Source organism: Mesorhizobium sp. LSJC285A00, assembly GCF_000503155.1.
Lineage (GTDB): Bacteria > Pseudomonadota > Alphaproteobacteria > Rhizobiales > Rhizobiaceae > Mesorhizobium.
Genome location: NZ_AYVK01000009.1, coordinates 109,413 through 122,695, shown reverse-complemented (window position 1 = coordinate 122,695; position 13,283 = coordinate 109,413). Strand labels below are relative to the sequence as shown.

Annotated in this window: 15 protein-coding genes and 2 tRNA genes; 8 read left to right on the top strand and 9 right to left on the bottom strand. The window is 60.9% G+C overall.

The genetic code is table 11. The features are described from left to right. Nucleotides 1–4: 4 nt before the first annotated feature. Nucleotides 5–664 carry an ABC transporter permease subunit gene (locus X726_RS158380; protein ID WP_023669157.1) on the bottom strand — a complete coding sequence of 220 codons (660 nt, stop codon included), beginning with the start codon at nt 662–664 and terminating at the stop codon, nt 5–7. A 270-nt stretch (nt 665–934) separates the two neighbouring features. Between X726_RS158380 and X726_RS158385 the strand changes: the two genes are divergently transcribed. Both X726_RS158385 and X726_RS1000000170405 read left to right on the top strand, forming a co-directional pair. Then, entirely contained in the window at nt 935–1,852 is a 918-nt protein-coding gene (locus tag X726_RS158385) for a LysR family transcriptional regulator (RefSeq protein WP_023669156.1), read from the top strand. A 473-nt stretch (nt 1,853–2,325) separates the two neighbouring features. Continuing rightward, nucleotides 2,326–2,472: a hypothetical protein gene (locus tag X726_RS1000000170405; protein ID WP_023669155.1), complete on the top strand. Its 147-nt coding sequence runs from the start codon at nt 2,326–2,328 to the stop codon at nt 2,470–2,472. Between the two features lie 130 nt (nt 2,473–2,602). Here the strand turns inward: X726_RS1000000170405 and X726_RS1000000170400 are convergent, their stop codons facing one another. Then, a complete protein-coding gene (locus X726_RS1000000170400; RefSeq protein WP_156940624.1) occupies nt 2,603–2,788 on the bottom strand; it encodes a hypothetical protein in 186 nt (61 codons plus the stop codon). Between the two features lie 87 nt (nt 2,789–2,875). Between X726_RS1000000170400 and X726_RS158390 the strand changes: the two genes are divergently transcribed. From X726_RS158390 to X726_RS158400, 4 genes are all read left to right on the top strand, one after another. Further along, complete coding sequence (locus X726_RS158390; protein ID WP_023669154.1) at nt 2,876–3,151, top strand: hypothetical protein; 276 nt, start codon at nt 2,876–2,878, stop codon at nt 3,149–3,151. Between the two features lie 105 nt (nt 3,152–3,256). Continuing rightward, nucleotides 3,257–4,372, top strand: coding sequence for a redoxin family protein (locus tag X726_RS158395; protein WP_023704336.1), 1,116 nt, complete (start codon nt 3,257–3,259; stop codon nt 4,370–4,372). 463 nt (nt 4,373–4,835) lie between these two features. Next, on the top strand, nt 4,836–5,126 hold the full coding sequence (locus X726_RS0134840; protein ID WP_050588518.1) for a hypothetical protein: 291 nt from the start codon (nt 4,836–4,838) through the stop codon (nt 5,124–5,126). Continuing rightward, entirely contained in the window at nt 5,119–6,306 is a 1,188-nt protein-coding gene (locus X726_RS158400) for a hypothetical protein (protein WP_050588517.1), read from the top strand. The genes X726_RS0134840 and X726_RS158400 overlap by 8 nt, the downstream gene beginning before the upstream one ends. Before the next feature lie 45 nt (nt 6,307–6,351). Here X726_RS158400 and X726_RS158405 read toward each other — a convergent pair. Further along, a tRNA-Asp gene (locus X726_RS158405) sits at nt 6,352–6,428 on the bottom strand. Between the two features lie 218 nt (nt 6,429–6,646). Between X726_RS158405 and X726_RS158410 the strand changes: the two genes are divergently transcribed. Continuing rightward, nucleotides 6,647–6,722: transfer RNA gene (locus tag X726_RS158410), tRNA-Val, on the top strand. Between the two features lie 59 nt (nt 6,723–6,781). On the opposite strand, the gene X726_RS158415 is transcribed toward X726_RS158410, so the two are convergent. Further along, nucleotides 6,782–7,333, bottom strand: a complete 552-nt coding sequence (locus X726_RS158415) for a hypothetical protein (RefSeq protein WP_031214786.1) — start codon at nt 7,331–7,333, stop codon at nt 6,782–6,784. A gap of 87 nt (nt 7,334–7,420) precedes the next feature. Here X726_RS158415 and X726_RS158420 point away from each other — a divergent pair, with 87 nt between their 5' ends. Continuing rightward, nucleotides 7,421–8,242 (top strand): M15 family metallopeptidase, encoded by an 822-nt coding sequence (locus X726_RS158420; protein WP_023669146.1) that lies wholly within the window; start codon nt 7,421–7,423, stop codon nt 8,240–8,242. Here X726_RS158420 and X726_RS158425 read toward each other — a convergent pair whose 3' ends face one another. The 5 genes from X726_RS158425 to X726_RS158445 all read right to left on the bottom strand — a co-directional run bounded on the left by X726_RS158425 (nt 8,243) and on the right by X726_RS158445 (nt 13,215). Next, complete coding sequence (locus X726_RS158425; protein WP_023669145.1) at nt 8,243–9,013, bottom strand: SDR family NAD(P)-dependent oxidoreductase; 771 nt, start codon at nt 9,011–9,013, stop codon at nt 8,243–8,245. Between the two features lie 47 nt (nt 9,014–9,060). Further along, the gene (locus X726_RS158430) at nt 9,061–10,056 is read right to left on the bottom strand and encodes an ABC transporter permease (RefSeq protein WP_023669144.1); all 996 of its coding nucleotides are present in this window, start codon (nt 10,054–10,056) and stop codon (nt 9,061–9,063) included. Nucleotides 10,057–10,205: 149 nt separating this feature from the next. After that, nucleotides 10,206–11,246 carry a sugar ABC transporter substrate-binding protein gene (locus X726_RS158435; RefSeq protein WP_023669143.1) on the bottom strand — a complete coding sequence of 347 codons (1,041 nt, stop codon included), beginning with the start codon at nt 11,244–11,246 and terminating at the stop codon, nt 10,206–10,208. A 41-nt stretch (nt 11,247–11,287) separates the two neighbouring features. Beyond that, a complete protein-coding gene (locus tag X726_RS158440) occupies nt 11,288–12,052 on the bottom strand; it encodes an ATP-binding cassette domain-containing protein (RefSeq protein ID WP_023669142.1) in 765 nt (254 codons plus the stop codon). After that, a complete protein-coding gene (locus tag X726_RS158445; protein WP_023669141.1) occupies nt 12,049–13,215 on the bottom strand; it encodes an ROK family transcriptional regulator in 1,167 nt (388 codons plus the stop codon). Before X726_RS158445 ends, X726_RS158440 begins: the two co-directional genes overlap by 4 nt. Nucleotides 13,216–13,283: the final 68 nt, after the last annotated feature.

Genomic DNA, 13,283 nt, shown 5'->3' with positions numbered 1-13,283 from the left:
CCTCCTACCGGCCGAGTGCCGGATAGCGCCGCTCAGCCAGCCGGATCGAAAGCAGCGTGACGGTGGTCAGCGAGAGATAGAGAGCGGAGGCCGCAAGGTAGAAGGTCAACGGTGCGCGCAAGGATCCGGCCCCCACATACGCAACGCGCATGATGTCGGTCAGGCCGACGATCGAAACCAGTGCGGTATCCTTGAAGAGCGAGATCCATAGATTGCCGTAGGCAGGCAGCGCCAGCCGCAGCATTTGAGGTCCGATGACGAACATCCAGCGTTGCCAGGCGTTCAGGCCAAGCGACTTTGCCGCTTCGGTTTGACCCGCTGGCACCGCCGCGATCGCTCCGCGAAACACTTCGGTCGCATAACCGCTGAAAACGACCGAGAGCGCGACAACGCCTGCGGTGAATGCGTTCACCTCGACATACCGGCCGGCGATCTTGCTGGCGAGCGTGGTTCCGCCGAAGTAGATGAGCAGGATAATCAGAAGTTCTGGTACACCCCGGACGACTGTGGTGTAGGCGGTCACGACCGCGTTGAGGCGCGGTTTTGCCGTGCCCTTCGAAATCGCCAAAAACAAGCCAAATGCCGTACCCAGGCAGCCGCTGACTAGGGCCAGGCTGATGGTCACGGTGAGTGCGACAACAAACTGAGTAGTAAAACCACCCATGGGGCGCTTTCCTCGACTCGCAATTACCGAAGGTTACGCCGGCCTTTGTCACTCAGACCAAGTCGTATAACCCAAGGTTGCGGATTGTTATATTTGTAATCTGGAGTTAATTTAGGGTGTTGGCTAATTCTAGCGCTTGAAATTACACACTCAATCTATAATTTTTATTATTTAATCTATAACCAACCGTTATATACTAAGGCGGTTCGTTGCTCCTAGGTTGGCGTGATCCGCTTCCCGGGTAGCGTTGTCAGGGAAAGGTGCGCGGGGATGGAGCTTCTGCAGAGCGACCTCAAGCTCCGTCAGTTGAAGGTCTTCCGGGAAGTGTTGCGGGCCGGTTCGACACGGCGAGCAGCGGTTGCGCTCGGGATAAGCCAGCCGGCCGTCAGTCAACATGTGAAGCAGCTCGAGACCACGCTCGGCATCACACTGTTCAAGCGATCAGCCAACCGCATCGTCCCCTTGCAGGAAGCCTGGGAACTCCTGCGAAACGTGGAACTTGCCCTGACGTCCCTGGATCGGCTGGAAGCGTCGATCTTCGCAATGAAGAACGAGGAAAAGCAACGGATCGCGATTGCCGCGCCTTCTGTTTTCGGTTTCGTGACCTTGCCCAAGGTCGTGGCGATCATCCACTCAAAGACCGCTTCGAATGTCCGGTCGATTTCTGGAAGCTACGAGCAGATCGGCGAACACATCCTGGCCGGCCGTGCCGATCTCGGCATCTCGAGACTGCCGCTGGATCCACGTCTGTTTGAGTGGGCGCCGCTTGGGTCGGCTCGCAACGTATGCATCTTCCATCCCGACCACCGCTTTTCGAAACAGACCTGTATCGAGGCGCAAGACCTGGCAGGCGAGACGATCGTCGATATCGATCCCCAGTTCGCCGCTCATCAAATGAACTTCAACGCCTTGCGCTTCGCCGGCGTTGAGCCAGACATACTGGTGGAATTCGATTGCAACGGTCACGAAGCCGGATACGTCTCGGCTGGCCTGGGCATTTCGATCACAAACGAGATCATCGCGCGTGAGTACGCGGCGTTTCAGCTGGGAGTAAGGCCAGTAGAACCGTCCGCGCTCTATCACTACGTTGCGATTTGGCAGAGGGGCAGGACCTTTTCCAACGCGTTGAATGTATCTCTCGAGGCCACAATCGCTGCGTTTTCGAATATGCCGACTACGAGAGGGTGAATATCTCGTGAGGGATGGTGGCCTGCGATACTGCGTCTCCGGCTTCCCCGGGGTCCTTTTCACTGCTGGAGATGGTGACGTGTCCGCCGGAGCTTACCGCCTGGCTTCTGGTTAGGCGCGCTTGAACGGTGACGTCTGTCAGGACCACCTGATAACGGCGCGATTACAAAGGAACGCCAGCAGGTGTTGGAAAATGGCGGCGATTAAGGCTGCCCTGTTGCTCCTGCTTGCCCGCGAGGTCCTCACTTATTGGATTTCTTTGGATATTGGCTCGAGGAACAAGAGATAGGACCGATTAGGATCGGAGCCTGCGGGCCACCCGAGGATCACCGACTGCATCTGAGGTATTCTCTTGGCAGCGATACTCTTCACTTATTCGTAGACCAGCACATAAGTATTGCCGACACTATCGTTCAATGGATTTGCGGCCGCCGTCAGTCGATTACTAGCGCATTCAACACAGGAGATATGCCATGCGCGATCAAGGGCTTAGCAATTCACGTGTCGCAGCAATCATCAAAACGAAGAACGAAGTCAGCGTCAATCAGGCGCGGTGGATACTCATTCCGCTGTTCGGATTGTGGATCTTGGTTCCCGCTGCGGGCATGATCCTCGGGTGAAGAAATGACCCCGGCTGTGAGTGCAGCCAGGGCGCTGGAGAAAGTCCGATCCGAACTGCACGCACTACTCGGATCATGAGCCTGTGCTGCTCTGACCGCATCGATTGCGCACGAGGTACACCAGCGGGTTTCAGGCATTATCGCCAATGCCGGCACCTGCCTCGGGCATTGGCGGCTGATCGACAAAACGTCGATGGAGCGCTGGGAATTGCGCGGCGTTCCATTCGGGACGGCAATCGGGCGGCGAGGTGGGCGTCGGTACAAAAGTATTGCCGATACCAACGTGCAATAGCATCCAAAAGATTGCGTAGGTCATCTCCATATCACTTCTGACCCTCGTCAGATGTACCTTTGGACGCCCATCGTCATTGGGACGATGGCGAAAACAAGAGAGGTCTACACCATGAACATCAAAGCGATTGGTCTCGGTGCATTTGCACTTTTTTGTGTCGGCAGCACAGCCCTCGCCGGCGCACTCGACGTCGTCGACAACATCGGGCCATTCTACACTGACGCCTCGATGAAGGCCCTGAAGCCTATGCCTGAGTTCAAGGCGGTCTTCATGGCCAAGCCGAAGCCCATGCGCGAAATGATCATGCGCGAATGCAACGACGCGGCGATGAGCAAGCCCTACGCCGAGTTCTGCGCCAACGTGAATGCCCTCGGCGGGATGAAATAGTCCCCGTCATTGCCCCCGCGAACGGCGCCTAAAATGATGGCGGGCAAGCCCGCCATCAATTTTCCGCGCGGAAGACCACAATCAAACCATGGAGGGAGTTCGCGCATGAAGACGAACCTCTTGTTGGCCTCGTTCCTACTCATCACTTCGATTGGGCTGCCGAATGGCAGTTTTGGGGCCGACGCTATGGGACTATCGATGAGTTCCAAAGGATCGCAGGGCTCATCCGTCCAGGGCTCGATTTTCGGCTGGTTTGCCGGCCAATCGGAGTTGGCGTCAATCACGCAAGCCGAAGAGTGGCTCAATTCGCCACCACTGACGCCGACGGCACTCCGTGGAAAAGTCGTCCTTGTCAGTTTCTGGACTTACACCTGTATCAACTGGATGCGCGCACAGCCCTATCTCCGCGCTTGGTCGGAAAAATACCGAAACCAGGGGTTGGTCGTGATCGGCGTCCACTCGCCGGAGTTCCGGTTTGAGAAGAACATCGACAACGTCCGCCGAGAGGTGAAAGCGCTGGGGGTCGACTATCCCGTCGCCGTCGACAGCAAGGGAGCGATCTGGAGCGCTTTCAACAACAACTTCTGGCCGGCATTCTATTTCATCGATGCTCAAGGGCGAGTGCGTGATCAGCATTTCGGTGAAGGATCCTACAACGAGTCCGAGAAGATCATTCAGCGATTGCTGGCAGAGGGTGGCAACGAGGTCGGAGGCAGTGATCTGGTGTCGGTCGATGCGCGCGGCCTCGAAGCCGCAGCCGACAAAGCCAACCTGAAGTCTCGGGAAAATTATGTTGGCTATGAACGTACCCAAGGCTTTGCGTCCCTTGGCGGAGTAATTCGCAACAAGCCGCATCTCTTCGAAGCGCCGGCACAGTTGCGCCCGAACGAATGGGCGCTTACGGGCGACTGGATCATGGGAAGCGACGGCGTGTCGGCGAAAAGGGCCAATGGCCGCATAACGTACCGCTTTCACGCCCGCGATCTGCATCTTGTTATGGGGCCGGCATCGCCGGGATCGTCCGTAGAGTTCCGCGTCCTTGTCGATGGTCACCCACCAGGCGGATCTCACGGACTTGACGTTGATGAACACGGCAACGGAACGGTAAGCGAACAACGCCTGTTCCAGCTTATCCGACAACTAGGGCCGATCGTAGATCGCCAATTCGACATCGAATTTTTTGGCCCCGGCGTCGAGGTATTCTGCTTCACGTTTGGCTGATTACCAAGCTGTCGCCGATCCCCGCGACCTCCTTGATCGAGCCGAGCAAAAGCGGGATTACCAGTGGACGCTCCATTCTCTCAATTGGGCGCGGAAATTCCTTCTTTTCATCATCTTGAATAACAGCTGTCTAGAGGCGTCAAAGCTAACGCTGGCTCATTCAACCATAACCTTATCCGCGATATTTAGGGCAGAGCATCAGGAAAGCTGGTGCCGCGAATATGCCGCCTGTGGCGCCCGGGCGTAGCGGCTCCGAAGCCGCCGATTATAAGTATTCTCGCCCTGTGGCTGCCGATTCTGCGATTAAGAATTGGATGAATAGGCATGGGGGAGAAAGGCCGCTATTCTAAGCCTCGTTCACCTTCGATGCAGGAATAACGAGATCACGGAGTAGGAAAATCGCATGCTATGCGACAAGGCGCCCATCCCCTGCCCGATGGATGGTGAATAGAGTTGTGGTGTCATGAGCCAAACCCACACACTACAACCGTCATCTATCCGCTTCCCGGTGCAACCGCGGCTGGTACCGGCGATCAAGGCGGCGCGTTATCTGCACCTGACGCTGCGGGAATTCATGGAATTGCTGCCCTCGTTGCAGGATCAAGGCTTTCCCAAGTCCTGCCCAATTACCGGCAACTACGACCTGGTTGCGATCGACTCCTGGCTCGATCGACGCTCGGGTCTTGCAGGATCGGGATCCGGCGGGCAGTCTAGCATTGACATTGCAAGAGCGAGGCTGGCGACCCTTGGGTAAGATCAAGTTGAAGCACTACGTCATCCGTAAGGGCAGGTACGGCTACTGGCTGCCGACGCCGAAGATGGTCGAAGCTGGCTTCAGATGCATTTCCTGTGGAATCGACGGGCCTGAGGCTTGGACGATAGCCAGGGAGTGGGAAGACCGCTGGCAGGAACTCCGCAAGGGCAGGGAGCCGTCGCGCCTGCATGTATGGCCAAAGGATTCCATCGGAGACGCCTTTGCACGCTATCGCCGCATGGATGCATGGAAGCGCAAGCCACCGCGCACCCGCGAGGATTGGGAACGCGGCTGGACCTTCATCGAGCCGTACTTCGCCGACCTGCCGCCAGCCGACATCACCCTCGAGCTGCTCGACGACTGGTATGGCCGTCTGCTCCGGGTCAAAGGTGTCGACATCGCCTACCGTGCCGTAAAGACGTGGCGTTCGCTCTATAATGTCATGGCCGGCATGAAGCTATGCCCGCCCGGCTCCGACCCATCGCAGGCGATCCGCCGCCAGACGCCACCACCGCGCCACCAGACCTGGACGGCAGGCGAGGCGGTGCGCATGGTCAAGGGCGCCTGGCGCGCCGGCTACCGCGGACTGGCCTGCGTCATCGCCGTTGCGTGGGACACGAGCTTCTCACCCGTCGACGTACGCACGCTCACACCGGCGCAGGCAATGCAGACAGCACAGGAATGGGGTTTTCTGATTGCACGCAGCAAGAGTGGCGAGGCGGCTTTCGGCACGCTGTCGTCACGCACGCAGCGCCTGGTGCTGGCCTATGTCGAATCACTAGGCGTCACCCTGCTTGACGATGCGCCGATCTTTCGCTCGCGCGGTTTCGCGCCGGGCCCGAAGGGCGGCCGGCCGCGCGCCGGCGTGCCTTACACCAAGGATTCTCTGGTCGACGACTTTGCCGATCTGCGCACGCTGGTGTTCGGGACATCGGAGAAGCGGCGGCTGATGGACATGCGGCGTTCCGGCGCGGTCGAGGCAAATGCCGGAGGCGCGTCGGTCGAGGCAATCTCGGCCAAGATGGGCAATTCGATCGACGGGAACAAGGCGCTGCAGAAGACCTATATGCCGGTCAATCTGGCCGCCGTCCGCTCAGCTGACGCCAGCCGCCGCAAGGGCAGAAAGCTGCTTGGCCTGGAACGGAACGAATACAGAAAGTTGAAACTCTCCGCAGAATGAGAGTTGAAACTTTTCAAGGGGCGGTAGCTAACCCCTTGAAATTAATGGCGCGAGTGACGGGGCTCGAACCCGCGACCTCCGGCGTGACAGGCCGGCACTCTAACCAACTGAGCTACACCCGCGCATTGGACGAGCACGTGTCAGCCGTGTTCGTCGTTGGGGCGGTGGATAAGGGGTTCGCCACCGGGTGTCAAGCGCAGCTGGACAGCATAAACGCAAACAGGAGAAGGTTTTTTGACGGGCGGCACTTTGCCCGCGAAAACCACTGTGCGGCTAAGCTCGCAGCTGTTCATTTGGCCTTGCGAAGCCGGTTGCGACCGCTTAAAGGTCCGGCCGGAGCGGGCGATTAGCTCAGTTGGTAGAGCGCTTCGTTTACACCGAAGATGTCGGCGGTTCGAGCCCGTCATCGCCCACCAAGATCCCGGATTCCGGGCGCGGCCTCAAAGCCGCACCCCCCTTTCATGCCGGCACCAGTCTACTTCCTGATGTAGCAGGTCTTCTTCGCACGGGGAGCGGGATCCTCGTCAAAGGCATCGTTGCCGCAGCGCACGCCGTTCCTGAAAACGCCTTGCGTGAACCGACCGCGCGCTCCGTATCTGACCACTTGGCGGCCACGGAAATCACAGAACTGATTCTCTCGGGCGCAGGCCACCCATCTGCCGCGGCCCTGGCCGTAATCATCATCGCCGTAATTGTCGTCGTCGTCATCGTTGTCGCCATAGTCGTTACCGCCGCCGCGCTTCACGATATAGCAGGCCTTGTCGCGGCCGGGCGCCGGGTCGCCGAAGACGCGATTCGAGCAAGGCACGGAACGACGATCGAAGAAGCGGGAGGTGGTCTGGCCGCGCGCGCCGTAGACCACTTCCGAGGGGTAGGGCAGGCGGCACGTGCCGCCTTCATCGGCGCATTTCTGCATGCGCTGGGCCGACGCGGTGGCGGGGAAAAGGATAGAAACTGACGAGGCCAGGCCGACCAGGCAAATGAATGTAAACGTCATCCGGATCAAAGCAGTGAAGGTTTTTGACATGATTTTGTCTCCCGTTCGATTCGACCAGCATGGTACAGCTGCCTTGTTAAATGCACGATGAATGAAAGCCCTCGCGGAGGCAGCACAATGATCGACCATCCACGGCGGCTGATGTTACAGCTGCTATTGGCATTGGCAATCTCTGGTATTGGGCGCTTCGCCTATGCGGGGAATGTGGGCGACGGCGTCGACCAGCCGGCGGCCAAGGCAGCCTTGCTCAAGGCCTATCCCGGCCTTTTCACCATTTCGGGCAATGTCCTGACCTGGACCGACGGCACCACCATGGTGTGGAACGACGGCAAGGCGCGCGACGCCGACGCGCTGCTGGAGAGCCCCGACATCGAAGACATGTTTCGCTACGTCTATCCCAGAGCAGCCGAGGGCGCGCTGGTCCCGGCGGAGGATTTCGATCCCGGCCGTATCCGCAATGAACCTTTCTTCGAGAAGCTCTACGGGGCAAGTGCCGCCGAGGTGGGCAAGCACGTCGCCAACGTCAAATGGTTGCCGAAGCTCGGCAAGAAGACCGTGCAGGTCACCAGGGTTTTCGGCATCAACGACCGGCTGGGCAAGGTCTCCGCTGCGCTTGAGGCGATGCCCGCGGAGCTGAGCCGTTACGGGCTCAAGCCCGGCGGCGGCTTTGTCTGGCGGCCGATCGCCGGCACCGACCGGTTGAGCGTTCACTCGTTCGGAGCGGCCTTCGATATCAATGTCGGCTTCTCCGACTATTGGTACAACAACAGGAACAAAACCAACCCGAAGGCCCACATTCCCTTCAAGAACCGGATTCCGCTGGAAATCGTGGAATTGTTCGAGAAAAACGGCTTCATCTGGGGCGGGCGCTGGTATCACTACGACACCATGCACTTCGAGTACCGGCCTGAGTTGCTGCTGTACAAGAAATCCGGCTGATCACGGCGGCAGCAGCCGGAAATCCTTGCCTTCGGGCAGCAACTGGCCGCCGTCGACGACGATGGTGGTGCCGGTGATGTAGCTGGCATCGTCAGAGGCGAGGAACAGGAAGGCGTTGGCGACGTCGCGCGGACTGCCGAGGCGTCCGAGCGGGATCGAATCCTCCATGTTCTTGATGTAGGCGGCGCCGCGATGCAGCTCGATCGCTTCGGTCAGGATGTTGCCGGGCTCGACGCCGTTGACGGTGATGCCGTAGCCCGAAAATTCCAGCGCCGCCGAGCGGATGAAGCCGTTGATGCCGGCCTTGCTGGCGGCATAGTGGCCGTGGCCGGGGCTGGTGACGTGCGGACCGGTGATCGACGAGGTGTAGAGCATGCGCCCGTAATGCTGCGCCTTCATCGGCGCCAGCGCTGCCAGCGTGGCGTTGAACGTGCCGCGCAGATTGACCGCCATCACCCGGTCCCAATCGTCCGGGCTGGTATTTTCGATGAGCTGCCAGGGATAGATGCCGGCATTCTGCACGACGATGTCGAGGCGGCCATGGCGGCTCAACGCCAGCGCTACCGCGGCTTCTGCATCAACTATTTGCGAGATGTCGGTGCGGATGAAGGCAGCGCCGAGCTCGTTGGCGGTCGCTTGACCGGCCTGGGCCTCGCTGTCGGCCAGGACCAGCCTTGCGCCTTCCTCGGCGAAGCGCTGCGCAATGCCCTTGCCGATGCCGCGCGCGCTACCGACGATAAGCGCGACCTTGTCTTGCAGCCGTCCGGTCATGCCAGCTCTCCTGTCATGCCAACTCTCCTGTCATGCGGGTCGTTCTCCTATGCCAGTCTTTGACGAATGGTTTGCTTGAAGGCGTCGAGCAGCACGGCGGCGAGCACCAGCAGGCCATGGATCACCTGGGTGAAATTGGCCGGCAGGCCCATCAGATTGATCGCCGTGTTGATGGAGGAGAGCAGCAGCACGCCGGCATAGACGCCGGGCAAGGTGCCGACACCGCCTTTCAGGCTGACGCCGCCGATGACGACGGCGGCAAAGGCGTTGAACAGCAGCCCGGTGCCGAGATTGGCGGTGGCGCCCGAGGTGCGGATGGCGAGCAGCCAGCCGGCGAGCCCGGCAATGGCGCCGGCAAGCACGAAGGCGATGATCAGATTGCGGTTGACGCGGATGCCGGCGCGGAAGGTCGCGGTCTCGTTGCCGCCGATCATCACGAGGTGGCGGCCGAACGGCGTCTTGGCCATGATCAGCGAGAACAGGGCGAAACAGGCGACAGCGATCCAGGCGGTCAGCGGCAGGCCGGCCAGCCGCTGGATGCCGAACCAGCGGATGGCCGGCGCCAGATCCTGTGCCGAGCGGCCGCCGGAAATCACAAGCACCAGGCCGCGCACCCAGATGTAGGACGCCAGCGTGATGATGAAGGCGCTCATCTTCACCTTGACCACGAGATAGCCGTTGAAGGCGCCGATGAGGCCGCCGACGGCGAGCGCAACGAGCAGCGAAACCGGAACCATCAGCCACTGCGGATTGAGCTGTATGCCCATGCCGATGCCCGACGAGCAGAACAGGATGCCGACCGCCATGGCGCTGAGCGCGGCCACCGATTCCACCGACAGGTCCATATGGCCGGCAATGATGACCAGCGACAGGCCGATCGACATCACGCCGAGAACGCTCGAGGCCTCGATGATGTTGGCAAAGATGCCGAGCTGGAAATAGTTCGGGACGAAGATCGAAAAGACAACCAGCACAAAGATCAGCATGAACCAGACGAGGTTGTCGAGGACGAACTCCAGGGCTTTGCGGGTGCGCGGGTTCATGGGCTGATCCGGTTGGCGCCCCCCGCGAAATCACCTTGATTTCGTCGGGACAGGCGCGGATTTAAGTTCGCCAAGGCGTCCCTATCGGACGCGGCGTTGCGGAAGGTCAGGCTCCGGGCCGCGATGGCCCGGAGCGCTTCGCTAAGCGACTATTCGACCGACTTGATCGTGTCCGTCGGCGGCTTCTGGTTGCCCCAGAAGGCCGGATTGTCGACGTTGTCCTTGGTGATGGCGGCACCCGGGATCTTGATGTTGGGGCCCCAGGCTTCCCTGGTCACGGTCGACTTCAAGCCGAGCACGTCATACTCGCCGGGCTTGATTTCCTGCTTGCCGGCGATCTTGTCCATGAACATGGCGACGGCTGCGGCCTGCGCGTAGAGCGGCTGCTCGACTTCGACATTGAGCCAGCCCTTGCGGATCAGGTCGAGACCGACCGGAGCGCCGTTCGAGCTCATCAGCATGACGTCGCCCGGCTTCTTGCCGGCGGCCTCGAGCGAGGCGACGGCTGCGACCGACAGGTGCGCGGCATGGCTGAAGATCAGGTCGATGTCGGGGTTGGCGAGCATCTGGTCGGCAACGATCGTGCCGGCGTTGCTGGCTTCCCATTGCATGGCCGGCAGCGAGATGATCTTGACGTCAGGAAACGCCTTCAACTTCTCCTCGAAACCCTTCTGGATGTCGAGCGTGTAGGGATCGCCGGGATCGCCGAGCACCTGCAGGATCTTGCCCTTCACAGAACCGTTCTTGGCGGTCAGAAGCTTTTGCGCCTGCTCGGCGGCGACGTAGCCGATCTCGACCGTGCCCGCCACCGAGGTGAAATCGGACGGGGTCGAGGTGATCTGGCGGTCGAACTCGACCACCGGGATGCCGGCCGCACGCGCCGCTTCGATGGACGGCTTCAGCGCGTTGAAATCGACGGCGGCCAGGATGATCGCCGCCGGCTTCAGCGCAATGACGTCGTTCATCTGCGATTGCTGCGCGTCGGTCTTGTTGTCGGCGTTGAGTGTTTTCACCTCATAGCCGACCTGCTTGAGGAACAGCTCCAGCGCGCTCACCGAGCCGGTCTGGAATTCATCGAGCAGGGTCGGGACCATATAATAGACGGTGCCCTTGGTCTGGGACATTGCCGGCGTGAGCGAGGCAAGAGCCAGTGCCAGGATACCGAAGACAAGAACCAGTATTCGCTTCATGTCGTTCGCTCCTCTTTTATACCGGACCCCTCTTTTGTCCCTCAACCTGCCGGTCCGGCACCGGCAAGCGTCTCACCGGTGATCATGTTGATCACCGCATCGGGACTTGTTTTGTTGCGTGCGACATCGCCGGCCACGACGCCTTGCCGGATCACCACGATCCGGTCGGCGACCTGGAAAGCCTGTTGCATGATGTGGGTGATGATGACGACGCCGATGCCCTGGTTGGCCACCTGGCGGATCATCTCGAGACCGCGCCTGGTCTGCTCGACGCCGAGTGCCGCGAACGGCTCGTCAAGCAGCACCAGCTTGCCGCCCCAGTGCACGAAGCGGTTGAGCTCGATGGCCTGGCGCTGGCCGCCCGAGAGATGCTCGACATTGGTGCGCAGCGACGGGATGCGGGTGCCCGCACTTGCCAGCGCCTTGCCGACCACGGCCTCCATGGCGCGCTCGTCGAGGATGGGGACACCGAGAACCTTGCGGGTGATTTCGCGGCCCATGAAGAAATTGGCGACGACGTCGACATTGGTGCAGAGCGACAGGTCCTGGTAGACGGTCTCGATGCCGGCAGCCTTGGCCTCGGCCGGCGTTTTCGCCAGGAATTCCTTGCCCTCGAACAGCATGCGGCCGGAGCTCGGCTCGAGGCCGCCGGCGATGATCTTGACCAGTGTCGACTTGCCGGCGCCGTTGTCGCCGAGCAGCGCCACGACTTCGCCCTTGCCGATCGAGAAGCTGATGCCCCTCAGCGCATGAATGGCGCCGTAATTCTTGGTGACGTTTTCGAGTACCAGCAGCGGTTCGGTCATGCCGCCACTCCCTTGCTGTGCATGAGGTCGGACCGGCGCTCGCGCTCGGCAATGAACATCTGGCCGAAGCGCGGCGACAGCACGCCCGAAACGGCTAATGCGGCAGCGCCGCGCAGCACCGAATGCTTGCCGCCGGTCGCCACCGTCACGCGCGGTGTCTTGCGGTCGCGCCGCGCCGAGACCGAATTGGGAAGCTGTCCCGCCGCGCCGACCAGCTTTTCGAGCAGGTCGGTGGGCGCAAGCCCGCCGAGGATGACGGTTTCCGGGTCGAACACATTCTCGATGGTGACGATGGCGTTGCGGAAGATCGGCGCGATCTCGGCCACCCAGGCGGCGTCGCTGATGTTGCGGCGGCGACGTGCTTCGAGCGAGAGATACCGTTCGAGGCAGCCGCTGTTACCGCATGGGCAAGGCTCGCCACTGGGAACGGCAGGGATGTGTCCGATTTCGCCGGCATTGCCCCAGGCGCCGCGCATCACCGCGCCGTCATGCACGATGACGCCGCCGAGGCCGACGCCGAAATAGAGGTAGTAGTATTCGGAATAACCGGAGCCAAGACCGTAAAGCCGTTCGCCCATGGCCGCCGCCGCCATGTCGGTTTCGAAGAAGGCCGGCAGCCCGGTCGACGCCGCCAGCCGTTCCGGCAGCGCGACATCCTTCCAGCCGGCCATGGTCGTCGGGCCGACGAAGCTCATCGACTCCACGCCGAACGGTCCAGGCAGCGCCATGCCGATGCCGAGCACGCGCCCGCCGGGCCGCAGCGCAGTCAACTCGGGCACCATCGCGCCGATCAGCTCGAAGGCATGGTCAGGCGTCGCATGCGGCGCCTCGCGATGCATGCTCTCGATGACATCGCCGCTGAGATTGATGAGCGCCGCGTCGATCCCCAGCGGGGTGAGGTGGACGCCGACGGCATAGCCGCCCTCGGGGTTGATCCTGAGCGTCGCCGGCGGCAACCCACGTCCGCGCGGCTCTTCGCGCAGCGACAGCACATAGCCATGCTCTTCGAGTTCGCGAACGATGGTCGATACGGTCTGGACGGTGAGGCCTACCCGGCTGGCAATGTCGCCGCGAGCTATGGGACCGTGAAGACGGATGGACTCCAGGACGATGCGCCGGTTGTAAGGCCGCCCGAACTCCTGATTGGTCCCCCGCAGTGCCATGTCCCGCGCCCCTTAGGAAGGCCAAGACTTGCACAGGCAATTTATTCAGTCAAATGGAATTCAAAAAT